This is a genomic window from Demetria terragena DSM 11295 (assembly GCF_000376825.1).
In the GTDB taxonomy this organism is placed as follows: Bacteria; Actinomycetota; Actinomycetes; order Actinomycetales; family Dermatophilaceae; genus Demetria; species Demetria terragena.
Map to the genome: position 1 here is coordinate 195,057 of NZ_AQXW01000003.1, position 23,882 is coordinate 218,938.

Sequence of the window (23,882 nt, forward strand, 5' to 3'; positions counted from 1 at the left end):
GTCTCGTGGCTGTTGACTTCGCACAAGAGATCAAAGACCTGCGCACGACGATGGAATCCGTGCGCCAGGTGACTGACCTTGGCGCGCTGCGTTCCCAGATTCGCGAGCTGGAAGAACAATCCGGCGCACCAGACCTATGGGATGACCCCGAGCATGCGCAGCAGGTGACGAGCCGCCTGTCGCGAGCCAATTCCGAGCTGGAGCGCATCGAGGGCATGGACTCCCGCGTCGAGGACCTCGAAGTTCTCGTGGAGATGGCGCAGGAGGAAAGCGACGCGGACACGCTGGCCGAGGCACAGCGCGAACTCGAGTCGCTGACCAAGGCGGTGAAAGAACTTGAGGTACGCACCCTGCTCGCTGGCGAATATGACGAGCGCGCCGCGGTCGTGACGATCCGAGCGGGAGCCGGTGGCGTTGATGCGGCCGACTTTGCCGAGATGCTGATGCGGATGTACCTGCGGTGGGCCGAGCGACACGGCTATCCGACCAAGGTGATGGACACCTCCTACGCCGAGGAAGCGGGCCTGAAGTCGGCGACCTTCGAGATCGACGTGCCCTATGCCTACGGCAACCTCTCGGTCGAGGCGGGAACGCACCGCTTGGTGCGCATCAGCCCCTTTGACAACCAGGGCCGCCGACAGACCAGTTTTGCTGCCGTGGAGGTCGTTCCACTGATTGAGCAGACCGATTCGATCGACATCCCCGAAAACGAGTTGAAGATCGACGTTTTCCGGTCGTCAGGGCCTGGCGGACAGTCGGTCAACACCACAGACTCAGCGGTACGTATGACGCACCTTCCGACCGGCACCGTCGTGTCGATGCAGAACGAGAAGAGCCAGATCCAGAACCGTGCCGCGGCACTTCGCGTCATGCAGTCGCGCCTGTTGGTGCTCCAGCGGCAGCTGGAAGCCGCGGAGAAGAAAGAGCTTGCGGGGGACATCAAGGCTTCCTGGGGTGACCAGATGCGTTCCTATGTCCTGCATCCGTATCAAATGGTCAAGGACCTGCGTACCGAGTACGAAGTCGGCAAAACCGATGCCGTACTCGATGGTGACATCGACGGCTTCATCGAAGCCGGGGTGCGCTGGAAGCGTGGCCAGGAGCGCCAGGACAGCTAACCATTCAAGGGAGAAGCGATGCGTTCTAGAGCGATCCGCGCAACCGTCGGTGTCCTGGCGACAGCTGCCGTTGTGGCGCTCACTGGCTGTCAGGAAGCCACCGCACCGGCGAGTCCCTCGAGGCAGGAATCGCCGAGTGGCGCGAGCACGTCGGGCCCGGCCTCGGCCTTTGTCCCGGCGGAGGGTGCGCGCGCGAACGGGTACACCGCCGTCGTACGTGAGCCGGACGCCGCCCGCGACACCGTGGCCGAGCTGATGCTGGTCGGGCCGGACGGGCGCAGCAAGTCGCTGGGGGACGTATCAGCCGAGGAAATGGTTTGGGACATCAGCCCAGACGCCAGGACGGTGCTGACGGCCCGGAAAGTCGAGGAAAAGCGGATCCTGACGGTGTGGGACACGGCGTCGGGAAAGCCGACGAAGTTGGACGCACCTGCAGCCCAGGATGCCGTCTTGGTGAAAGACGGGATTTTGGTGCTCCGAAAGGGACCTGGGAAGTCCGCCGCCGCGCGAACGGCGGTCTACAGCGTGTCTGGCAAGCGGCTGCGCAGCCTCGGCAACGTCCCTTTGGTGTACCCAGTGGCGTCCGCCGATGGTCGGCTCGTGGCTGCCAACGAAGGCGACATCATCACGGTTCGCGACACCAAGACGGGGGCGCTGAAACGCGCGATCGACAAGCCCAAGGGGAAGGGCGATTGCTATCCCGGATTGCAGTATGGCGCTTCCGATTTCGCGATCCACTGCACGGCCAGGGAAGAAGCACGTGAAAAGGGTTCGGTTATCTATGTCACTTCGTACGAGGGCGACAGCGCGCTGCGGCGGGCGCTGGCGGACGACGAGGGAATTCAGATAATCCGCAAGGTTGCCGGTGGCGCCGCGTACGGCCGTGGGGTGAACGCTGAGTGTGCCGCGGCGATGTGGGCTCACGACGGCCGTGTCGAGCAGGCATACCCTGCTGGCTCGAAAGTCGAGTCAGCGCGGAACGACCTGCGGTTCATCGGGGCATACGGGGCGACCATGGTCCTGGCGGGAAGCAGTGACTGCCGACAGCCAGGCGGGCTGCTGCGGGTCGACCTCAAGACCGGAAAATCAACCCACTTGATTGGCGAGCAAGCGAAGATCAAGGGCTACGTCACCAGCGCGAGGACCGTCGACGGCACCTGAGACTAGTCACGGCGGACCGAACCTGTGAGTACGCCTGGAAGTGTGGGGTATTGCGGCGCGTCTACCGGATGGATCACCTCCCGCGCCCTAGCGTGAGCCTCGCCTGTTTCGGGGCAGGTTGTCCACCGCTGCCAACGCTGAGGTTTCGCTTCCACGATGATCCGCTTCGATCAGGTCACGATGCGGTACGACAAGGAGCCCGACGCTGCCCTTGACGACCTGTCCTTGGAGATTGAGCGCGGCGATTTCGTCTTCGTGGTCGGCGCCTCCGGCTCCGGAAAGTCGACCCTCCTGAAGTTAATGACCCGCGAGCTCATCGCGACCGATGGTGAACTGCTGGTCGCTGGGCGTGACTTGCGGCGACTCCCGGACCGCAAAGTGCCTCAACTCCGGCGTGAGATCGGCGCGGTGTTCCAGGACTTTCGACTGCTGGAGGACAAGACCGTCTCGCAGAATGTCGCCTTCGCCCTCCAGGTCCTCGGCCGCAAGCGGCACCAGATCAAGCAATTGGTACCGGAGGCACTTGAGGTTGTCGGGCTTAATGGCAAGGGTGCCCGCACGCCGCGCCAGCTCTCCGGCGGTGAACAGCAGCGCGTCGCCATCGCCCGGGCCATCGTGAACAAGCCCACGATTCTGTTGGCTGACGAGCCCACCGGAAACCTCGACCCAGACACCAGTACCGAGATCGTCGAGGTACTCGAACGGGTCAACAAGGCCGGGACCACCGTGGTGATGGCCACCCACGACCACCACATCGTCGACGACTTCCGTAAGCGGGTGATTGAGCTCGCAGGCGGCGTCGTCGTGCGCGACGACCTCATGAGCGGATACGTCGCTGAGCCAAAGCGGGGGATCCGCCGATGAGGCTGCAATTCCTGCTGAGTGAGATCGTCGGGGGGCTGCGGCGCAACACCTCGATGATCATCTCGGTGGTCATCGTGTCGATGGTCTCGATGTTCTTCCTCGGGGCGGGGCTCCTTGCGCAGCGCCAGGTCGATGTGGCCAAGGGCTTCTGGTACGACAAGGTCCAGGTTTCGGTGTTTCTGTGTACGGCCCAGTCGACGGGCACGCCCTCCTGCGCCGATGGGAAAGTGACCGACGCCCAGCGCACGCAGATCCGAAGCGACCTGCTCAGCCTGCGGCCGCTGGTGCAGGAGGTGCACCACGAGAGCGCGAGCGAGGCGTACAAGAGGTTCACCGAACAGTTCAAGAACAGCCCCGAACTCTCCAGCGTTGACCGGGACGCGATCCCGGAGTCCTTCCGCATCAAGTTGTCCGACCCACAACGTGTCGGTGAAATCATCGCGGCGATCGATGGCGCGCCTGGCGTCGAAGCCGTGAGTGACCAGCGCAAGGTGCTCGACACCTTCTTCCGGCTCCTCAATGTGGTGTCGATCGGTGCGGTCGCGCTCGCGGGGTTGATGACGGTCTGCGCGGTGCTGCTGATCACGACGACCATTCAGCAGGTGGCACGCACCCGCCGCCGTGCGGTCGAGATCATGAGATCGGTGGGCGCTTCGGCCTTGGTGGTCAGGCTTCCGTTCCTGGTAGAGACGGTCGTCGCGGTGTTGATTGGCGCGGGCCTGGCCATTGCGGGCCTGTGGGCCACCGTCCGATACGGCACCGCCCAATTCTTGGACGACGGTGGTGGCGGACTCGTGAGCCTGATCGGAACAGAAGACGTGTGGATGGTGGCGCCGTGGCTCGGCGTCGGGGGTTTGGTGGTAGCCAGCGCAACAGCCTGGCTAACCCTTCGACGGCACCTGCGGGTGTGAGGAGCACGATGTCAACGACGAGGACGCGCAACCTTAAGGGCGCCAGTGGCGCTGTGGCCGGAGCCTTGGTGCTGTCGCTGACCTTCGGGGTCGCGGGCGGTGCGCTCGCGGACGACCCCGATGAGCAGAAGAAGTCCGTCGACAAACAGTTGGTCAAGTCGAAGAACGATCTTGACGGGATCTCTCAGGAACTCTCCGCTGCCGTCGCGACGATGAACTCGACCTCAAAAAAGGTGGGGCTCGCGCGCAAGGACCTTGATCGTGCCCAGCGAGCCTTGAACACGGCCAACCGGGAGAACCGGGACATCAGCGGACGTCTCAAGGTCGCCCAGGCCAACGAGAAAAAGTCGCTCAAGGTGTTGGCCGCCAACAAGCAGGCCCAGCAGAAGTCGAAGGTCGCCGTCGGGGGGCTCGCGCGCCGTAGTTACATGAAGGGTGGGCTTGGCGGCTTCGAGCAGACCCTGAACGTGCTGTCGTCTCCGGGGGGCGGCGCCTCGGATGGCTTGACCCTTGCAGATGTTCTCGCCCGCCAGCAGGGCGGAGTCCTGAACTCGTTGTCCGGTCAGCAGGCGACGGCGCGATCAGAGAATGCCCGGTTGGGCGGCATACGCCGCCAGATCAGCAGTTTGAAGATTAAGGCGCAGGCCGCAGTCAAGCGAGCGGGCAAGGCACGCACGGACGCGCAGTCCGCCAAGTCGGCGCTGGATGGTCTGCTCAAGAAGCAGACCAGGGCGGCTGCCGACCTTGGCAAGCGGAAGAAGGCCGAACAGGCCGACATTAAGAAGTTGACGGCGCGCTCTAAGCAACTCGGCACGCTTTTGCGCAAGCGCGCGGCTGCTCGGGCCAAGGCTCGTGCCGCTGCCGCGGCACAGAAGAAGCAGGCGGCCGTGCCCGACCAGGTCAAGGCGCCGCCCGCCGACGGGCATTTTCTGACGGGGCCTGCGCCGAAGGCGCAGATTTCATCGCCGTACGGCTACCGGATGCACCCCATCCTGCGGGTGCGCCGGTTGCATGGAGGCGCCGACTTTTCCTTCAACTGTGGCACCCCGGTCTATGCGGCCGCGGCCGGTCAGGTCGTCCAATCAGGCTTCAACGGCGTCTCGGGAAATCACGTCATCGTCGATCATGGTGAGGTCGGTGGAACGAGCCTGGCCACGCAGTACGACCACCTCAGCGCCATCACCGTGCGCAGCGGATCGGTCAAGAAGGGCCAACTGATCGGTCGGGTCGGTACGACCGGACGGTCGACCGGATGTCACCTGCACTTCGTGGTCCTGGCTAACGGCAATTACGTCGATCCGGTGAACTGGATCGGCTGAACCCCATCCTCCGCTCGGGAATGTCGTTCGAACACAGGCGTTAACGCAGGTACGCTGAACCGCCGCTGAGCAACGATCGAGAGGAGGAGCCGTGGCCAAGGCAAAGAAGCCCAAGGAGCAGGACCAACGCAATCGGGTGATTGCCAACAACCGCAAGGCACGCCACGACTACCTCATCGAGGACACCGTCGAGGCCGGTCTGGCGCTGATGGGAACCGAGGTGAAGTCCCTCCGGATGGGGCGGGCCACGATCACCGAGGGCTGGGCCAGTGAGAAAAACGGAGAACTGTGGCTCGAGGGAGTGAACATCCCCGAGTACCTCAATGGCAGTTGGACGAATCACTCAGCCCGCCGTCGTCGCAAGCTCCTGATGCATCGCCACGAGATGGACAAGTTCATTCGTAAGAGCGAAGAGGCCGGACACACCCTGGTCCCGCTGTCGATGTATTTCAAGAACGGCCGCGTCAAGGTCGAGATCGCGCTGGCCAAGGGCAAGAGAGAATTCGACAAGCGGGAAACGCTGCGCCGTCGCACCGATGACCGTGAAGCTCAGCGAGCGATTCAGGTCCACCTCAAACGCGGTCGTTGACGACCCATAGCAAGGTTTGGCCGCCTTCGACCTGACCGTGCGGGTCGGGCATCGCCACCCGAACGTGTCCGCTGGTGGGGGAGCGGATGGCCGCCTCCAACTTGACCGCTTCGACGACGGCGAGCTGGTCGCCAGCAGTGACCTGATCACCCGCGCGCACCGCGAGCGTGGCGTATCCCGCGAATGGTGCGCGCACGACTTCTTCGGACATCACGCACCTCCGGTCTGGGACCACTGAACGGCGCCGAGCCTAGCGCGGGATCATCCGAACCGCGCGGCGAACCGCCCAGGGGTCAGCCCGGTGGCCGACCGGAAGTCCCGCGTCAGGTGCGCCTGGTCGGTATAACCGAGGTCGGCCGCCAGCCCGGCTAGATCAGTCTCGGATCGTTGCAGCCTGCTGACCGCATCGTGCAGTCGGCGGCGCCGGATGAGCCACTTCGGGCTCAGCCCGAGGCGACGCCGGGTCAGCCGCTGGAGACTGCGCTCGGTGATCTCAAAGCGCTCGCAGAGGTCGTTCACCCGCAGCACATGCTGGTCGATCTCGACGCGATCGACGATGTCGTTGACGAGACGGCCCTCGTCGTCAACAGGGCCGTACGCGCGCACCTGTGCCTCGATGCGCTCGCGCGCAGACTTATGTGCTTCCGCTGCGGTCGGGTCTGGCGCCATCGCGGCGCGTACGTCCTCAACCACGGTGGGCGTGAACCCGGGGATGGTGGTCAGGCCGACGTATGTGTCGCGCAACTCGGCGACACTGCGTCCGGTGACGAGCCGCCCCGCCGCGGGCTGCAGCATGAGGCCGACCGCCCACCCGTCGCCGCGCAAGATCGTCTCGGAGAGGCCAGAGGTGACTCCATAGAAGCGGGCGTAGTCATCCGCAATCACGATGAGGCAGACGGGGTATTGCAGGACGTGCTGAGGGGCCTCCTGGCCAGGTGGTACCGACCAAGTCGGGATCCAGAATCGGCGAGCGAGAGCATCGAGGTCGGTACTGACCGGGTAGCGCGCGATGGTGTGCGATCGGTCCGTCGGATCGCGTAGGTGCGCACGATCAACAGGGTCCTCGCCAGGGCTCATGCCCGCACGGTACTGGTGGATTGTTGCGCAGGATGTGGGTTGTGGCGGGTTCGGCGCGAAGTAACACATCCGTGCCGCAACAACTCACCACCGCGTCGGGAAACGACAAGACCGGGCTGGGGGATCCGCCTAGCGTTCGGGGAACACCGACCGAAGGAGTTCCATGGACACCGCAACCAGTGAGTACGCCTGTCACGCTGACGCTTTCGACGCCACCGTGCGATCCGTCATCGAGTGGGACGCCGCGTCCCCCTGCGAAGGGTGGGACGCTCGTGATGTCCTGCAGCACATCGTCGAAACCCAGCGTGATTTTCTTATCGCCCAGGAGGTTGACCTGGGAGCCGCGCCAGAACTCTGCGATCCGACGGTGGCATGGTCTGAGCACGATGCAAGGGTTCGTGAAGCACTCGCCGACCCCAACATCGCCGGACGCGAATTCGACGGCGCATTCGGGCCGACCACGGTCGGCGAGACCATGGCACGGTTCTACGGGTTCGATCTGGTCGTGCACCGCTGGGATGTGGCGCAGTCGGCGGGCCAGGACGAACGATTCAGCGATGCCGAGCTCGACTTGCTCGAGCGGTCGGTCGAGGGGTTCGGCGAGCACCTGTATGGAGCTGGGATCTGTAAGCCAGCGCGTGAGGTGGGCCCGACCGCGGACCGCCAGGAGCGCATCCTGGCAAAGCTGGGTCGCGCTGCGGTCGAGCACCAGACCCCGCCCAACTGAAATACGATGGCGCGTTTGAGCGTTATGCCCCGTAGACTGCGCTGCAGTTCAACTAAATAGTGTGACGCGCCCGTACCAGCATGGGGGTGATCGGTTTCGACGCTGATTGCCGATGCAGGGGAAGCGGGTCGAGGACGCACGGTCATCTCGCGAACGATCCGTGCAAAACCAATAGGTGCCGACTCTTCAAAGCGCACCGACTTCGCTCTCGCCGCCTGAGGCGATCGAAGTCCGTCAGTCTGAGCTAGCTTCCGGCTCAGTTCCTGGCGTCATCTAGGAAGCTTGCTGCGATGCCATGTCGAGGGGTATCGCGGGACTCTTACTCGACTGGGCCTGTCGAAGAACGTGTGCGCGCGAGCTTCGGGGCCGAGAAAAGCCATAGCGCACTGCACCCGGAGAAGCCCTTTATCGCCGTCAACGGACGCGGGTTCGATTCCCGCCACCTCCACCAATTCGGGCGCGTCACACTGTTTTTGCGTTCCTGCCCGGCGAAACGCCGCGAGGCGGGGCCGAGTTCAGCACTCGCGCTGACACAATCGATTCGTGACTTTAGATCCCGCCGGATGGACCGAACGCGGCGACCGACGTGCCCGCGGCGACGGTGTCCTCTGGTTCCTTCTTGGCTTGGCCCTTGCCCTCCTGGGATGGATCGCCGGATGGTCATTTGCCGTCCTCCTGGGCGGGTTCGTCGCCATACCTGCTCTACTTGTCCTACTCCTCCTGCGCCGCGACCGAGTTCGTCGAGGAGTTACCGTCCCGAAGAGTTCGAGAGAATGAAGGTTATGAGCAACCCGTCGATTTCCAGCTCGATCACTGTCCGCCTCGAGTTGCCCGCCCGTCCCACGGCCGTCAGCGAACTCTCCAGTGCAGTTGAACGTGCAGGCGGTGTGCTCACCGCACTTGACATCACGTCATCCTCGGCCGAGCGGATGCAGGTCGACGTCACGTTGAGCACCCGGGACAGTGACCACGGGGACGAGATCGTCGAAGCCATGCGCTCGGTTGAAGGGGTCGAGATCGGCAAAGTCTCCGACCGGGTCTTCCTGTCCCACCTCGGTGGCAAACTTGAAGTCAACTCCAAGGTTCCGATCAAGAACCGTGACGATCTCAGCCTCGTCTACACGCCCGGTGTCGCACGTGTCTGTATGGCTATCGCGAAGAACCCGGCGGACGCCCGCAGCCTGACGATCAAGCGCAATACCGTGGCTGTCCTGACCGACGGAACGGCAGTGCTGGGTCTCGGCGACATCGGTCCGCTCGCAGCGTTGCCCGTCATGGAAGGCAAGGCAGCGCTGTTCAAGCGGTTCGCCGGCATCGACGCCTTCCCCATCTGCTTGGACACCAAGGACACCGAGGAGATCATTGCGACCGCGAAAGCGATCGCCCCCGTCTTCGCCGGCATCAACTTGGAAGACATCTCTGCTCCGCGCTGCTTTGAGATTGAGGAGCGGCTTCGCGATGAACTCGCGATCCCCGTCTTCCACGACGACCAGCACGGCACGGCAATCGTCGTCCTGGCCGCCCTGCGCAACGCCCTACGCGTCGTCGGCAAGGACCTAGGCGAGGTCCGCATCACCATGAGCGGAGCGGGAGCCGCCGGAACCGCCATCTTGAAGTTGCTGATGTTGGCAGGTGCGCAGCATGTCCTCGTGTCGGACATCAACGGCATCATCCACAGCGGACGCGAGGATGTGTCCTCCGACAACGTGCACTTGCAGTGGATTGCTGAGCACACCAACACCGATGGGGTAAGTGGCAACCTTCAGGACGCCATCCGCGACGCTGATGTGTTCATTGGTGTCTCTGCCCCAAACTTGTTGAATGGCAACGATATTCAGACCATGAACAAGGATGCGATCGTGTTCGCGCTCGCCAACCCGACACCCGAAGTCGACCCGGGCGAGGCGGCCAAGTACGCAGCAGTTGTCGCGACCGGTCGCAGCGATTTCGCCAATCAAATCAACAACGTCTTGGTCTTCCCCGGTGTGTTCCGCGGGCTGATTGACGCAGCGGCGAGCGGCGTCTCGGATGAGGTCATGTTGGCCGCGGCCAAGGCCGTGTCTGATTCGGTACCCGATGACGAACTCAATGCCGCCTACATCATCCCGAGCGTCTTCCATCGCAATCTGTCGCAGGACGTCGCGGCCGCGGTCGAGGCGGCGGCGAGAGCCGACATGACCGCCTCCGAAAGTTCGGGGTCGACCAGCTGAGCCGTCACGTATGTGACGAACGTCCCGCCCGCTGGATTCTTCCAGCGGGCGGTTCCGCAGTTAGAATGTAGAAACCGACCATCTGATCTTGCGTTCTTTCGTCATGTCTTCCGTAGTGAGCGCCGAGATCCACGCCGCCTGATTGCGCTGCACTTCCGTAGCGACACCGCGGCCGGTACGCACCGCGAGACGAAACGAGAACTGCATCATGAAGTCAGCCCGTACTGGGAACAGTGCTGCCCCGAAGAAGGCGCGCTGGACCCGAGCCCAGAAACTCGAAGCACAGCGCGCCAAAGTGCGCAAGCAGGTCAAGCCCCGCCGAGGTCCCTCCGCCGCGTCGGGTTCCGATGACCGCCGCCGGGACGACCGTGGCCGTGATGAACGTAGGCAGGACAACCGCAGGCCGGATCGCACTGAGCGTCGTGAGGATCAGCCGCGGGGGGCACGCCGCTGGGAGAACAGCCAAGTCCGCGACAACCGTCGCGATGACCGCCGTAGCGATGATCGTCGTGACGACCGTCGTAGCGACGACCGCCGCAATGATCGTGGTGACCGTCCGGTTCGTGCGGATCGGTTTGAGCGTCCGCGTCGCGACGACCGCCGTGACGATCGTGGTGACCGTCCGGTTCGTGCGGATCGGTTTGAGCGTCCGCGCCGCGATGACCGCCGTGATGACCGTCGCGACGAGCGTCGCAATGATCGTGGTGACCGTCCGGTTCGTGCGGATCGGTTTGAGCGTCCGCGCCGCGACGACCGTCGTGATGAGCGTCGCAGCGACGACCGCCGTGAAGAACGTAGCGAGCGTCCCGCAACCACGACGCCAGTGGTCAAGCCCGTTGAGCAGGCCCCAGTTGACCTGAGTGCGAACGGCTTTGCCGACCTCGGGCTCCCCGACGTCATGGTCGAGCGGCTTGCTCGAGATGGCATCACGGCGCCGTTCCCGATCCAGGTCGCGACCATTCCCGACGCCCTCGCTGGCCGCGACGTCCTCGGCCGTGGGCGCACAGGTTCCGGAAAGACTCTGTCCTTCGGACTGCCCACGTTGGCGTTGCTGGCCGCGGGGGGCAAGGCGCGTCCGCACCAACCTCGGGCGATTGTGCTGTGCCCGACACGCGAACTTGCGATGCAGGTCAGCGATGCCCTCATGCCGCTGGTGCACGTCATCGGCCTGCGACACAAACTCGTCGCGGGTGGTATGCCGTACGAGCCTCAATTGCAGTCACTTTCCCGTGGCGTCGACCTCCTGGTCGCCACCCCGGGGCGTCTCATCGACCTCATGGAGCGCGGCGCGGCCGACCTGTCCCGGGTTGAGATCGCCATCCTCGACGAGGCCGACCACATGGCGGAGATGGGCTTCCTTGAGGCCATCACCGAGATCCTCGACGCCATCCCCGAGGGCGGCCAGCGTCTCTTGTTCTCCGCCACCCTCGACCGCGGCATCGACACCGTCGTTGATCGCTATCTCGTTGACCCCGTGACGCATTCGACCGATGACGGCACTGCCAGCATCGCCACGATGGCGCACCACGCGCTGCTCATCGAGCCCCAGCACAAGAAGGTCGTGACGGCCGAAGTCGTCAACCGCGAGGGGCGCACCGTCGTGTTCTGCCGAACCAAGCTCGGTGCAGACCGGGTCGCGGGCGAACTTCGCGAGCAGGGCGTTGTCGCTGCCGCACTCCATGGTGGGCTTAACCAGAGCCAGCGCAACCGGGTGCTGACTGCCTTCAAGGAGGGTAAGGTCCCCGTTCTGGTCGCGACGGATGTCGCGGCGCGCGGGATCCACGTCGACGACGTGGGCGTCGTGCTGCAGATCGACCCGCCAGCAGACCACAAGGACTACCTGCACCGTGCGGGTCGGACCGCGCGCGCCGGAGAGAGCGGCACCGTGGTGACCCTGGCCCTGCCGCACCAGCGTCGCACCGTGCAGCGGTTGCTCGATGACGCAGGAACCGGCGCGACGCTGCGCAAGGCTCGGCCCGGCGATGAGGTCATCGCCGAGGCTGGCGGTAGTACGCCCACGGCTGGCCCGATCAGCGATGCGGATCTAGAGCAACTCATCAACCCGCGTCGTGGGCGTGGTGGCCCTCGCGGTGGCGGCGGCTACCGAGGTGGCAGCGGTGGTGGACCTCGCGGCGGAGGCGGCGGTGGACATCGTGGTGGTGGCTATCGCGGTGGCCGTCAGGGTGGCGGACGCCCCTCTGGCAGCCGTGGTGGAAGTTATGGCGATCGTCGCCGTGGCGAAGACCGCGGTCCCCGTACACCACGGTAGGCCCGTTCCTGGACCTCAGTGGCTCGGCGGGTAAGGATGGTCCCGTGGACGATCTGACTGGACAGCTGCTCATAGCCGTCCCTCGGCCGGATGACCAGGTCGACGAGGATGATGTTTTCGCGCGCAGTGTCATTCTCGTCCTGCACCACGATGACGAGGGCGCGCACGGGTTGGTGTTGAACCGGCCCCTGCGCGCCGACGTCGACGTGGTGCTTCCGGGCTGGCGAAACCATGTCACCGCACCCCAAACCTTGTTTCAAGGTGGGCCGGTCCAGCTCGATTCAGCGCTGGCGCTCGCCGCTGTCCCCGGGGACGATTCGTCATTGGGGATCAAGCGACTGTTTGGGGCAGTCGGCCTGGTCGACCTCGACGCCCCACCTGTCGTGGTGATGCCTGAGGTGAATGCACTGCGCATCTTCGCGGGCTACTCCGGCTGGGGCTCGGATCAGCTCGAGGGCGAGATCCGCCGTGGCATGTGGTTCGTCGTCGAAGCCGAGGCGGCCGACGCCTTCACCCACGATCCAGACGGGCTCTGGGCTGGCGTATTGCGCCGACAGCACAGCAGTCTCGCGCTGGTGTCGACCTTCCCGGCCGATCCGTCGATGAACTGATGTGGCTACGACCGTGCCAACACATCCAGGGTGAGTAGGACGTTGGCGTCACTCCACACCAGTGGCGCCTCCGCTGCGGGTGAACCGTCGTAGACGACTTTCTCGGGTATCGACCCGCACTCGGTGCGATGGTCGTCAATCCAGTCGAGGATTTCGCGCGCACCCTGATGGTCGCCAGCGCGGGCCATGGCCAACCCGAGGAGAGACGTCGCTGGGGTCCAACTGATCCCATCGCGCTTCCACGACGCGCCCGGCGAGATGCCGCCAGCCGGTTTGAGCAGAGCGCGCCGGACCGACCGGAGTTGCCCGGAAGTCATCAGCCCTCGTACTCCCAGAGCGTCGAAGAATGCCGACCCACCATCGGGTCCTCCGTGCGATGTGTAGCGCTGAAAACCGTTGGCGCCGAAGGAACCTCGAATAACCGACGCCAATCGCTGGCCGGGCTCCGGCTGACCGAGCAACTCGCCTCCAGCCACCAGCCCGCCGAGAGTGCACGCCGCCACCCCGATGGTGGTGCGAGTTTCTGGCACCTCCCAGAAGTCGGGCGAAGCTGCCGGAAGCGCGCGGCCACCATCGGTCGCCTTGCTCAGTGCTTGGAAGGACCGATTCAGTAGGGGTTGAAGTTGGTCATCGATGTCGCGCTTGTAGCGCCTGGCGGAGCGTCGTACGTCGGCGATGGCCCAGGTCACCAGTCCCGTGCCGTCGAACTGCCGTTCGCGTCCGTCCGGTGGATCGGCGGTCCCTGGTACGTACCTGGCCTCGAACCATCCATCGGAGAGCTGCACCTGCTGCAGATAGCGCAGTTGGCCCACTGCCAAGTCAAGGTGTCCCACCCGCGCGAGCGCTGCGGCGCAGAAGGACGCATCGCGCGGCCAGACATAACGCCACGGCGGAGACCAACCAGCGACTGCGGCTGGCAAATCATCGCTCAGGATCCACAGGTCCAGCAGGGCATTGCGCGCGAGGTCCACGTATCGTCCGGGGACGGTGTCCAGCCAGGGCTCCGCGGCCTTAAGAAAGGCCGTCATTCGCTCACGCGGGCGCTCGGTTGTTGGACCCTCCGCTACCCGTGAATCTGCTTCTAGCAGAGCCGGATCGGTGACGAGGACACGCTTGTCCTCAGTGGCATAAGCCACGGTGTGCGCGTGCAAGTCGACTTCGGTCCGGCTGCGTTGGCGAAGCCACGTGCCGCCTGCCGCGCTCGCCGCAAGCCCGACGCCTGCCGCGCCGAAAACCAGCACCTCGCGGCGATTCACCGAATGACCTACGCCTGATGGCAACACAACATCCGGACGTTCAGTCGCCGCCGTCTTGTGGGGCTCGAAGGCCCTCGTAGATCTCCTGGCAAATCGGGCATACCGGGAACTTCTTCGGATCGCGACCCGGCACCCAGATCTTGCCGCAGAGGGCGGTCACCGGATCTCCCGACAATGCGCTCTCCAGGATCTTCTCTTTACGGACGTAGTGGGAAAATCGCTCGTGGTCGCCCGGTTCCTGGGTCTTCTCCTCGACCTGCTCCCGCTCCAAGACTGCCGTGGTGGTCTCTCGGCCCGGGTCGGAGAGCGGGGATCCGGGCTGACTAGGGTCATCGGCCGAAGACATCATGAGGCAGGAGTCTAGTTCGCGTTTCCCACACACATTCCCGGTCCAGGTCAATCCACCAGGGTGAGGTGGATTCTTGGGTCGTCGGTCCTGCTGGCTAAGGTGGCCCGCGATGTCTACCTCGGCCGCTTCGCACCTTCCTCCGGCATTCCCAGGTCGTGCTGCGTGGGGCACCGCAAGCAAGTTGCGCGCGTGGCAGGCACAGGCTCTGGAGATCTATAGCCGAGAAGCGCCCCGTGACTTCCTGGCGGTGGCCACACCGGGAGCCGGCAAGACGACCTTCGCTCTGCGGGTGGCCGCCGAACTCCTGCGCTCCGAGGTGGTCGAGCAGATCACCATCGTCGCGCCCACTGAGCATCTCAAGACACAGTGGGCCGATGCCGCGGCCCGGGTCGGGATCCATATCGATCCGAAATTCACGAATGCACAAGAGCAGCATGCCGCCGATTACGACGGCGTTGCCCTGACCTATGCCGGTGTCGCGAGTCGCCCGGCGCTGCATCGAGCGCGGACTCAGGCACGACGCACCCTGGTGATCTTGGACGAAATCCACCACGGCGGCGACAGTCGGTCGTGGGGCGACGGCCTGCGGGAGGCGTTCGATACGGCGACCCGGCGACTCTCGCTGACCGGCACGCCCTTCCGCTCAGACACCAACCCGATTCCTTTCGTGCGGTACGACGAGGGGCCGGACGGCATCCGCCGTTCCGCGAGTGACTACACCTATGGCTACTCCGAGGCGCTCCAGGACGGCGTCGTGCGACCGGTGCTCTTCATGGCCTACGGCGGCAGTATGCGATGGCGCACCCGGGCCGGCGACGAGATCGCGGCCAGGCTGGGCGAGCCCATGACCAAAGACGCGACCGCCGCTGCTTGGCGTACCGCCTTGGATCCCAAGGGGGAGTGGATTCCCTCGGTGTTGCGGGCCGCTGATCAACGGCTCTCCGAAGTGCGTCGTCACGTCGATGACGCCGGCGGCTTGGTGATCGCGTCCAATCAGACGGCAGCTCGTGCGTACGCCCGAACCCTCGAGGCGCTGAGCGGTGAGAAGCCCACCGTGGTGCTGTCCGACGACGCCGGATCGTCTTCTCGCATTGAGGAATTCGCTCAATCGACTGCCAGGTGGATGGTGGCCGTACGCATGGTCTCCGAAGGCGTCGACATCCCGCGACTCGCGGTCGGGGTCTATGCGACGTCCACGCAGACGCCCTTGTTCTTTGCGCAGGCAGTCGGTCGGTTTGTTCGCGCCCGCAAGCGGGGCGAGACGGCCTCGGTGTTCCTCCCGAGTGTGCCCCAAATTCTGGAGCATGCCGCGACCCTCGAGAAGGAACGCGACCACGCCTTGGATCGCCCCGGACCGACGGGGGAGGACGCCATTTGGGCCGAGGAAGAGACATTGCTTGCCGAGGCCAATCGTGCTGAGAGCGCCTCTGCCGATCAGGACAGCCTGCCGTTTGAGGCGCTGGAGTCAGCTGCCGAATTCGATCACGTGCTGTTCGATTCGCAGCAATTCGGTCTGGGCGCCGAGGTCGGCAGCGAGGACGAGAAGGACTATCTCGGGCTGCCCGGACTTCTTGAACCCGACCAGGTGAGTCACCTGCTGCGAGAGCGGCAGACCAAGCAGGCTGACAGCGGCAAGCGGCGGCGCAACGACGACGTTCCGATGGCTGCGCATCGAGCGCTCGCCGCACAGCGCAAGGAGCTCAACGCGCTGGTGGCCGCCTATGCCCGCAAGTCGGGCCGATCGCATGCCACGATCCATCACGACCTGCGCACCACGTGCGGCGGGCCTACCCTCGATCGGGCGAGCACCGACCAGGTCACCGCTCGGATCGAGAAGATCCGGAAGTGGTTCGTCGGCCGCAAGTAGGCCTGGGAGAATAGCGGCGTGGCTATCTTCGGCAGACGCAAGAACGACACCGGCGCGGACGTGCCCCCAGATCAGGCCGTGGTGGCTTTCTGGGAGTGGTGGAACCGGGAAGGCGCCCACCAGTGGGCCCAGGTCGCCGGGCAAGGAATCCCTGACGGTGAGGTGCTCGACGGGTTGCGCTCGCGGGTGGAGGCGATGGGCGATGGTCTGATGTGGGAGACCGCTGCAGGATCAGAGTCAGTGCATCAGTTGATCGTCACGGCCGAGGGAAACCCTGAGTTGCGGGCCACGGCCCGCCGCTGGTTGCTTGCTGCACCTGAGACCGATCCCATTTGGTCCTATGGCGACTCGCGGCCCGCGCGCGGCGCCATCGAGGACATCGGAGTGGTCTTGGGAGACCTGAACATTGACGGTGCCCAGGCGCAGGTTGGTGTCCGCCGCTCTGGCTCCCGCGTCGATGTGACCCTCTACCATCCTGGCCTCGCCGAGGTCTCTGCTGACGACCGAGCCTTGACGCTGTTCGTCCTGCTGGATCAAACGCTGGGCGAGAAGCAGACCGAGACCTGGATCGGGGAACTCACGCCTAGTGAAGTACCACCGCTGGACGGATTCGGCTTGTCCGGTCTGCGGGCAGTGGTCCGTGATCTCGCGGCCGAGTTCACCTCTCCTGACGGTGAACCGCTGTGGGCGCAGTTCAGCGGCGAGAGTCCGTTAGGCCCGGTGACGGCGGCGGCTCAGATACCGCTGGCCGCGGCCCAGTGGCCGCTGCTCGATCGGTATGCCCGGGTGGAAGCGCAGTACTCCGATCAGGAACCGAACGGCCTGCCGAACGCCAAGGGCCAGGCCACTTTGGAACGTCTCCAGGGTGACCTAGACGAGGCCGTCGGCGAGCAGGGTCGCGTGGTGGGTCACGAAACCACGGGTGGCCTGCGCGCACTGCATGTCTATGTCGACTCTCGCTCCGGGGCGTTAGCGGCCGTGCGCGAGGTGGCGAAGCGCTGGGACGGCAAGGCCCGCGTCACGGACGAATATGACCCGGGCTGGTCGGCTGTTCAGCATCTGCGCGGCTAAGGACATCGCGCGGGAGGCCATGGGCAGTACGCCCAGCCTTGCCCGGTGTGGTCTCTGCGGCCAGGAGTGAGGACACCAGCGCGGCCTCGGCAGCCTCCAGCGCTGCGGTGAGCAACGGGTCTAGTAGGTGATCGGCGAGAGCAGGTGCTGGTTCGGCGGTGGAAACGGCGATGCCATAGTCGCCGCTCCCATGGGAGTACGACGCGCCCACTCGACCTAACGCAAACACTCCGCGGCGCGCGATCCGTGCGAGTTGGCGTGCGTCAATGGGTGCGTCGGTGACGAGCAGGACGATGCACGAATTGCCCTGTGTATGAGGCGCATTGCTCGCCGGACGGTCCCCGTGCGCGTCGTTTGGCCCACCCGGCCCGAGGACCTGCGCCGCTTTGAAGTCCTGGGTTCCTACGCGTAATGACCCGGAAAAATTGGTCAGAACGAGCGCACCAACGGTGGCGGGGGAGCCGGCCATCTCGGTGGTGCGGGAGGCCGTACCGATACCACCTTTGTAGCCCATACAGACCATGCCGCTGCCTGCGCCAATGGCGCCTTCGGCTGGCCGTTCCGCAGTTGCGGATTCGAGCGCCTGCTCGACATGTGCCGTGGTCACGGCGCGGGCGCGGATGTCGGACAACCAGGAGTCATTGCATTCAGCAACAAGGGGATTGAGCGTGACGGTGTCCTCGTATCCAGGCTGGCGCAAAACCCATCCGGTGAGTGCGTCGGCCGCCAAGAACGTCGACAGGGTGGCCGTGAGAACGATCGGCGTCTCAAGACATCCGAGTTCGGCCACTTGGGTCGCGCCTATGAGTTTGCCGTGGCCGTTGCCCACCGCGATAGCTGCCGGAAGCGTGCGTCGGTCCGCGCCGAGTTGGTCGAACCGCACCGCGGTGACGCCCGAGACGACGTCGGGGCTGGTGCGTACGTCCTGGTGGCCTACGCGGACACCGGGCACGTCAGTCACCCCATCGGTGGGGCCTAGAGCGGTCCGATGGCGAAGGGCCGAGGCGAGGTCCGACCGGTCTCCTGCAAAGTTCACGTAGTCACGGTAGTAGGCCCGGCTACCGTGGCGTCCATGAGCGACCCCAGTGCCTCACCAAGTTCGCCTGACTTGGGCGGCGAGACCTCACAGACGATGGATCGTGGGCTGGCCCTCCTGAGCGTGCTTACCTCGGGGTCTCGACCAGCTGGCGCAACGATTACCGAACTCGCGGCAGACCTGAACGTCGGTCGACCCGTCATCTATCGCCTGCTCGCGTCGTTGGCACGGCATGACCTCGTGGCGCGCCGCGCTGATGGGCGAGTTGGGCCGGGCCTGGGATTGCTGCGTTGGGGTAGCGCGGCGCGACCACTGGTGGTGGAAGCTGCGATTCCGGTGCTGCGGGTGTTGGCTGACACGGTCAACGCCACCGCGCACCTCGCGATCGCCGAGCAGGGTGAAGCGTTGGCGGTCGCCGTCGTCGAACCCACGTTGGGTGATCTGCACGTCTCCTACCGGGTCGGCGCACGCCATCCGTTGGATGCGGGAGCTGCCGGTCGGGCGATCTTGTTAGGTCGCGATGATCCACCGCACGCGGCGGAGCGCTACGTCGTGACCGACGGTGAACTTCAGGCGGGCGCCCACGGCTTGGCCGCACCCGTAGTGGGCATACCCGGGCTCGAGGCATCGGTCGGCGTGGTGTCTCTGCAGGCCCTCGACGCTGACCGGGTTGGGCCGCGAGTCGTTGCGGCGGCCCACGCAGTGTCAGCGGCGCTCGGCGCGGGCTGACTCCTGCACGAGTGGACCAGTTCTGCGCGGGAGGATCTCGGCCAACGCAATCACAGTATTCGTCCGGGTCACAGTCCCGCGGCGCACGATCAGGTCAATCACGCGCTGCAGGTCAGGGTTGTCACGGGCGACAACGCGAACCATCAGGTCCCCGTCGCCGGTAATCGTATGGACCTCGAGCACTTCGGGGATACCGCGCAGGTGCTCCAAGATCGCGTCGTGGCCGTCATGCTGCTGGATCGCGAGGGTGGCAAATGCGGTAACCGGGTAGCCGAGCGCGGCGGGGTCGATGGACGGCGCCTGCGACCTGATGACCCCACGATGCATGAGTCGATCGAGTCGCGCCTGCACCGTGCCGCGGGCCACTCCGAGCTCACGGGACGCGCCGAGGACGCCGACCTGTGGGCGCTCAGCCAGAAGGGTGAGGAGGCGCGCATCGAGTGAATCCACCGCAGACATGGACAAAGTGTATGCGCCTAGCCGACTAAGGCCAGGCACAATGTGCAGGATGTGTAGTGCAATGTGATCGTCTTGCTTGGTCATGAGTCCCACGTCACAGTGGCTTCATGACTGACACGTTGAACCTCACCGAGACCGAGCGCGACGCCGACCTCAATCTGGATCAGTTGAAACAACTGGTTGGTCTCGTCGACTACGACGCAGACAGCGATCCCTTCCCGGTGACCGGCTGGGACGCGATCGTCTTCGTCTCCGGCAACGCCACCCAGTCCGCGCAGTATTACCAGGCGGCGTGGGGCATGGAACTTGTCGCGTACTCAGGGCCAGAGACCGGCAATCGTGACCACAAGTCGTTCGTGCTGAAGTCTGGCTCCATCAAGTTCGTGATTAACGGGGCCGTCGACCCGGACAGTCCGTTGGTCGAGCACCACCGCGTGCACGGCGACGGGGTTGTCGACATCGCGCTACAGGTGCCCGACGTCGACAAGTGCATCGCCCAGGCGAAGTCGGCTGGTGCCACGGTCGTGCGTGAGCCGGAGGACATCACCGATGAGCACGGGACCGTACGCATCGCCGCGATCGCAACCTACGGCGAGACCCGACACACGCTGATTGACCGAAGCCGCTATGAGGGCGCCTACCTGCCGGGCTACGAGGCGCGTACGTCCACGTTCGTCAAGCGCGACGGGCAGCCGAAGCGGCTCTTCCAGGCGCTCGACCACATCGTCGGCAATGTCGAACTCGGAAAGATGGACGAGTGGGTCGGGTTCTACAACCGCGTCATGGGCTTTGTGAATATGGCCGAGTTCATCGGCGATGACATCGCCACCGACTATTCGGCGCTGATGTCGAAGGTCGTCGCGAACGGCAACCACCGGGTGAAGTTCCCGCTCAATGAACCGGCAATCGCCAAGAAGAAGAGCCAGATCGATGAATACCTGGAGTTCTATCGTGGACCCGGTGCGCAGCATCTCGCCGTGGCCACGAACGACATCCTTGCGAGCGTGGATGCGTTGCGTGCCAACGGTGTCGAGTTCCTCAATACCCCGGACTCCTACTACGAAGACCCGGAGTTGCGGGAACGGATTGGCGAGGTTCGGGCGCCGATCGAGGAACTTCAGAAGCGCGGCATCCTGGTTGACCGCGACGAGGATGGTTACCTGCTGCAAATCTTCACCAAACCTCTGGGAGACCGGCCGACTGTCTTCTTCGAGCTGATCGAGCGCCACGGCAGCCTGGGTTTCGGCAAGGGCAACTTCAAGGCGCTGTTCGAGGCGATCGAGCGCGAGCAAGACCGCCGCGGCAACCTCTGACTCCCGCCTAACTGCGACCTTCGGTCAGACCATCCGTGAGCACGAGCGCACGGATGGTCTGACCGAACGCTTTGTCCGCTTCCGGGCTCTTGCGACACGCCGCCGGGTTGCAGTCCAGGGTGTGATCCGGGAACAGTGGATGACCGCGAAGGTGGGACAGGAGAGTGATGTCCCGCTACTGTGTCTGATTGTCGACAATCACTATGAGCGAGCACCCGTCAGGGGAGGCCAGCAGATGAGCACGAGTCCGACGACGACTTCGACTGGGGAACCAGAAGTTCCCAAGAGTGTCCTACACCGAGCAATCGGCGCGTCCGCGATCGGAAACGCGGTCGAGTGGTTCGACTACGGCGTGTATGCCGTCACTGCGGTGTACATCGCCGGGGCGCTCTTCGAGAGTGACAACGCCGCCACGTTGACGCTGCTGGGCTACGCGGTGTCCTTCCTCTTCCGCCCGCTCGGTGGCGCGATCTGGGGGCCGCTGGGTGACAAGATCGGCCGCAAGCGCGTGCTGGCGATGACGATTCTGCTGATGTCAGGCGCCACGCTCGCTGTTGGTCTCATCCCCTCGTACGCCCAGATCGGCATCTGGGCAGGTGTGTTGCTGTTCGTCTGCCGCACCGTGCAGGGCTTCTCGGCCGGTGGTGAATATGGCGGCGCAGCAACCTTCATGGCTGAGTACGCGCCTCGGAACAAGCGCGGCTTCTATGGCTCGTTCCTCGAGGTCGGAACGCTCGCAGGTTTTGCCGGCGGGGCGGCGTTCGTGCTCGCGCTGCTGCAGTTCTTGAGCGAATCGCAGATGCAGGATTGGGGTTGGCGGATACCGTTCTTCGTCGCTGCACCCCTGGGCCTGATCGGGATGTACTTGCGCTCGCGCATGGAAGACACCCCGATTTTCCGCGAACTCGAAGCGAAGGAAGAGGAGCAGGAGGAGATCAGCGGGATCTACAAGATCCTGTTCGGCAAGTATCTGCGGCCCATGGCAATCATGTTCTGCATGGTGATCTCAGTGAACGTGGTCAACTACACGCTGCTGAGTTACAGCCCGACGTACTTCGAGACCGAGCTCGACATGTCGACGAACGACGCACTGATCGCGATATTGATCGGACAGGTCGCCATGGCGATCGTCCTTCCGTTCATCGGTGCGTTGTCCGACAAGACTGGCCGAAGGCCGATGTGGCTGTTTTCCTGCGCTGCGACGGCCTTCGCTGCGATCCCGATGTATCACCTGATGGGAGCCAGCTCGACCGGTGCCATCATTGGCTTCCTCGTCATCGGGCTGCTGTACGCGCCGCAGCTCGCCACGATCTCGGCAACCTTCCCAGCGATGTACCCCACGGTCGTGCGCTTTGCGGGAGTGGCCCTGGCCTACAACGTGTCTACCGCGGCCTTTGGCGGAACATCGCCCTTGGTTAACGACAGGATGATCGAAGCAACGGGCGACAACATCTTCCCGGCCTACTACACGGTGGCCGCATGCGTCATCGGCTTCATCGCTTCCTGGTTCCTCATCGAAACCAAGGGAGAGTCGTTGCGGGGCACCGAGATTCCCGGAACCCCTGAGGCGCACGCCGAGCAGACGCAACTCAATGCTGAGCGCGGAAACGCCTGACCAACACCGACAGGCGAAGGGCCGCCACCCCAACGGGGTGGCGGCCCTTCGCCTGTGCCGGGTGCGGGGTCAGAGCGTGGACGCCACGACCTTCTCCCAGATGCCGACTGCTTCGTCGACCAGTGGCTCGTCGACCACGAGGGCCGGGATGAAGCGCACGACCTGGCCCCAGGGTCCGCAGGTGAGGAGCAGGAGGCCCTGCTCGGCGGCGGCCTGTTGTGCCCGCGCTGCGGCGGCACCGTCCGGGTTGCCGTCTGCGTCGCGGAACTCGTTGCCAATCATGAGGCCGAGGCCGCGCACGTCGGTGATCGCGTCGTACTTGTCGGCCACCCCTTGCAATCCGGCCTTCAGCTGAGCACCACGAGCGGCGGAGTTCTCGACCAGCTTCTCCTCCTGGATCACCTCCAGAGTGGCTAGCGCAGCCGCGCAGGCCACGGCGTTGGCGCCGTATGTGCCGCCCTGCGAGCCTGGCCAGGCCTTCTCCATGAGCGCGCTGGAGGCGGCGATACCCGAGATGGGGAAACCGGAGGCGATGCCCTTGGCGGTCACCAGGATGTCGGGTTGCACGCCGAAGTGGTCCAGCCCCCAAAACTTGCCAGTGCGACCCCAACCGGTCTGCACTTCATCAAGCACCAGCAGGATGCCGTGCTTGTCGGCACGCTCCCGCAGGCCCTGCAGGAATGCCGTGTTCGCCGGGACGTAGCCGCCTTCGCCGAGGACTGGCTCGATGAAGAACGCGGCCGTTTCGTTCGGTGCGCTCATGGTTTGCAGGGTGTAGTCGAGTTGCTTGAGTGCGAAGGCGGTGCACTCTTCCTCACTCCACCCGAAGAATCCCGGGTCCGGGAACGGCGTGGTGTAGACGCCGCCCATCAGTGGCGAGATGCCGGCGCGGAACTTCGTGCCAGACGTCGTCATGGTCGCGGTGGCGACCGTACGTCCGTGAAACCCGCCATGGAAGGTGATGATGTTGGGGCGACCCGTGGCCTGACGCGACAAGCGCAGCGCGGCCTCGATGGCCTCCGAGCCGGAGTTGGCGAAGAAGGTCCGATCCAAGCCGGCCGGGAGTACCTCGCTCAGTCGCTCAGTGAGCTTGAGTAGCGGCTCGTGCATGATCGTCGTGTATTGCCCGTGGATGAGCTTGCCGACCTGCTCCTGCGCGGCGGCGACGACCTTGGGGTGGCAGTGCCCGGTACTCGTCACTCCGATGCCCGCCGTAAAGTCCAAGTATCGACGCTCTTGGGCGTCGAAAAGCAACGCTCCTTCGCCGCGAGTCGCGACAACGGGAGTTGCTTGCTTCAGTACGGGAGACAGCTCGGCCATCGTTGACCTCC

Annotated in this window: 23 protein-coding genes and 1 other RNA gene; 17 read left to right on the forward strand and 7 right to left on the reverse strand. The window is 64.7% G+C overall.

The annotated features are described in order from the left end of the window. Positions 1-5 precede the first annotated feature (5 nt). From prfB to smpB, 6 genes are all read left to right on the forward strand, one after another. The gene (gene prfB / locus F562_RS0102810) at positions 6-1,118 is read left to right on the forward strand and encodes a peptide chain release factor 2 (RefSeq protein WP_018155407.1); all 1,113 of its coding nucleotides are present in this window, start codon (positions 6-8) and stop codon (positions 1,116-1,118) included. A gap of 18 nt (positions 1,119-1,136) precedes the next feature. Beyond that, positions 1,137-2,279, forward strand: a complete 1,143-nt coding sequence (locus F562_RS0102815; protein WP_018155408.1) for a hypothetical protein — start codon at positions 1,137-1,139, stop codon at positions 2,277-2,279. A 156-nt stretch (positions 2,280-2,435) separates the two neighbouring features. After that, positions 2,436-3,143, forward strand: a complete 708-nt coding sequence (gene ftsE, locus F562_RS17850) for a cell division ATP-binding protein FtsE (RefSeq protein WP_018155409.1) — start codon at positions 2,436-2,438, stop codon at positions 3,141-3,143. After that, positions 3,140-4,054, forward strand: coding sequence for a permease-like cell division protein FtsX (gene ftsX, locus F562_RS0102825; RefSeq protein WP_018155410.1), 915 nt, complete (start codon positions 3,140-3,142; stop codon positions 4,052-4,054). Before ftsE ends, ftsX begins: the two co-directional genes overlap by 4 nt. An 8-nt stretch (positions 4,055-4,062) precedes the next feature. Further along, on the forward strand, positions 4,063-5,373 hold the full coding sequence (locus F562_RS20025; protein WP_083915437.1) for a M23 family metallopeptidase: 1,311 nt from the start codon (positions 4,063-4,065) through the stop codon (positions 5,371-5,373). Between the two features lie 91 nt (positions 5,374-5,464). After that, positions 5,465-5,962 (forward strand): SsrA-binding protein SmpB, encoded by a 498-nt coding sequence (smpB, locus tag F562_RS0102835; protein ID WP_018155412.1) that lies wholly within the window; start codon positions 5,465-5,467, stop codon positions 5,960-5,962. On the opposite strand, the gene F562_RS0102840 is transcribed toward smpB, so the two are convergent. Then, on the reverse strand, positions 5,946-6,173 hold the full coding sequence (locus F562_RS0102840; protein WP_018155413.1) for a biotin/lipoyl-containing protein: 228 nt from the start codon (positions 6,171-6,173) through the stop codon (positions 5,946-5,948). The genes smpB and F562_RS0102840 overlap by 17 nt on opposite strands. Before the next feature lie 50 nt (positions 6,174-6,223). After that, positions 6,224-7,039 carry a helix-turn-helix domain-containing protein gene (locus F562_RS0102845; protein WP_018155414.1) on the reverse strand — a complete coding sequence of 272 codons (816 nt, stop codon included), beginning with the start codon at positions 7,037-7,039 and terminating at the stop codon, positions 6,224-6,226. 163 nt (positions 7,040-7,202) lie between these two features. On the opposite strand from F562_RS0102845, the gene F562_RS0102850 reads away from it, so the two are divergent. The 6 genes from F562_RS0102850 (at position 7,203) to F562_RS0102875 (ending at position 12,856) form a co-directional block, all read left to right on the forward strand. Beyond that, positions 7,203-7,766 carry a maleylpyruvate isomerase family mycothiol-dependent enzyme gene (locus F562_RS0102850; RefSeq protein WP_018155415.1) on the forward strand — a complete coding sequence of 188 codons (564 nt, stop codon included), beginning with the start codon at positions 7,203-7,205 and terminating at the stop codon, positions 7,764-7,766. Positions 7,767-7,848: 82 nt separating this feature from the next. Further along, positions 7,849-8,217, forward strand: a transfer-messenger RNA (tmRNA) gene (gene ssrA / locus F562_RS20485). 92 nt (positions 8,218-8,309) lie between these two features. Further along, the gene (locus F562_RS20710; protein WP_156822491.1) at positions 8,310-8,543 is read left to right on the forward strand and encodes a hypothetical protein; all 234 of its coding nucleotides are present in this window, start codon (positions 8,310-8,312) and stop codon (positions 8,541-8,543) included. A gap of 5 nt (positions 8,544-8,548) precedes the next feature. Further along, positions 8,549-9,976: an NAD-dependent malic enzyme gene (locus F562_RS0102855; protein ID WP_018155416.1), complete on the forward strand. Its 1,428-nt coding sequence runs from the start codon at positions 8,549-8,551 to the stop codon at positions 9,974-9,976. 898 nt (positions 9,977-10,874) lie between these two features. Next, positions 10,875-12,245, forward strand: a complete 1,371-nt coding sequence (locus tag F562_RS17860) for a DEAD/DEAH box helicase (RefSeq protein ID WP_342661913.1) — start codon at positions 10,875-10,877, stop codon at positions 12,243-12,245. A gap of 44 nt (positions 12,246-12,289) precedes the next feature. After that, positions 12,290-12,856: a YqgE/AlgH family protein gene (locus F562_RS0102875; protein WP_018155420.1), complete on the forward strand. Its 567-nt coding sequence runs from the start codon at positions 12,290-12,292 to the stop codon at positions 12,854-12,856. Between the two features lie 5 nt (positions 12,857-12,861). Here the strand turns inward: F562_RS0102875 and F562_RS17865 are convergent, their stop codons facing one another. Then, complete coding sequence (locus F562_RS17865) at positions 12,862-14,112, reverse strand: glycoside hydrolase family 15 protein (RefSeq protein WP_018155421.1); 1,251 nt, start codon at positions 14,110-14,112, stop codon at positions 12,862-12,864. A 40-nt stretch (positions 14,113-14,152) separates the two neighbouring features. Beyond that, positions 14,153-14,458: a DUF3039 domain-containing protein gene (locus F562_RS0102885; protein WP_156822517.1), complete on the reverse strand. Its 306-nt coding sequence runs from the start codon at positions 14,456-14,458 to the stop codon at positions 14,153-14,155. A 112-nt stretch (positions 14,459-14,570) separates the two neighbouring features. On the opposite strand from F562_RS0102885, the gene F562_RS0102890 reads away from it, so the two are divergent. Both F562_RS0102890 and F562_RS0102895 read left to right on the forward strand, forming a co-directional pair. Then, positions 14,571-16,328 carry a DEAD/DEAH box helicase gene (locus F562_RS0102890; protein ID WP_018155423.1) on the forward strand — a complete coding sequence of 586 codons (1,758 nt, stop codon included), beginning with the start codon at positions 14,571-14,573 and terminating at the stop codon, positions 16,326-16,328. A gap of 18 nt (positions 16,329-16,346) precedes the next feature. Then, positions 16,347-17,399, forward strand: coding sequence for a DUF695 domain-containing protein (locus tag F562_RS0102895; RefSeq protein WP_018155424.1), 1,053 nt, complete (start codon positions 16,347-16,349; stop codon positions 17,397-17,399). Here the strand turns inward: F562_RS0102895 and F562_RS0102900 are convergent. Further along, entirely contained in the window at positions 17,347-18,435 is a 1,089-nt protein-coding gene (locus tag F562_RS0102900) for a P1 family peptidase (RefSeq protein WP_018155425.1), read from the reverse strand. The two genes, F562_RS0102895 and F562_RS0102900, sit on opposite strands and share 53 nt — an antisense overlap. 36 nt (positions 18,436-18,471) lie before the next feature. On the opposite strand from F562_RS0102900, the gene F562_RS0102905 reads away from it, so the two are divergent. Then, on the forward strand, positions 18,472-19,164 hold the full coding sequence (locus tag F562_RS0102905) for an IclR family transcriptional regulator (RefSeq protein ID WP_051080123.1): 693 nt from the start codon (positions 18,472-18,474) through the stop codon (positions 19,162-19,164). Here the strand turns inward: F562_RS0102905 and F562_RS0102910 are convergent. Continuing rightward, complete coding sequence (locus F562_RS0102910) at positions 19,141-19,623, reverse strand: Lrp/AsnC family transcriptional regulator (protein ID WP_026180954.1); 483 nt, start codon at positions 19,621-19,623, stop codon at positions 19,141-19,143. The two genes, F562_RS0102905 and F562_RS0102910, sit on opposite strands and share 24 nt — an antisense overlap. Positions 19,624-19,730: 107 nt before the next feature. Between F562_RS0102910 and hppD the strand changes: the two genes are divergently transcribed. Both hppD and F562_RS0102920 read left to right on the forward strand, forming a co-directional pair. Next, a complete protein-coding gene (gene hppD / locus F562_RS0102915) occupies positions 19,731-20,936 on the forward strand; it encodes a 4-hydroxyphenylpyruvate dioxygenase (protein WP_018155428.1) in 1,206 nt (401 codons plus the stop codon). 235 nt (positions 20,937-21,171) lie between these two features. Further along, positions 21,172-22,551, forward strand: a complete 1,380-nt coding sequence (locus F562_RS0102920) for an MFS transporter (RefSeq protein WP_051080134.1) — start codon at positions 21,172-21,174, stop codon at positions 22,549-22,551. Between the two features lie 69 nt (positions 22,552-22,620). On the opposite strand, the gene F562_RS0102925 is transcribed toward F562_RS0102920, so the two are convergent. Continuing rightward, complete coding sequence (locus F562_RS0102925; RefSeq protein ID WP_018155430.1) at positions 22,621-23,871, reverse strand: aspartate aminotransferase family protein; 1,251 nt, start codon at positions 23,869-23,871, stop codon at positions 22,621-22,623. Positions 23,872-23,882 lie beyond the last annotated feature (11 nt).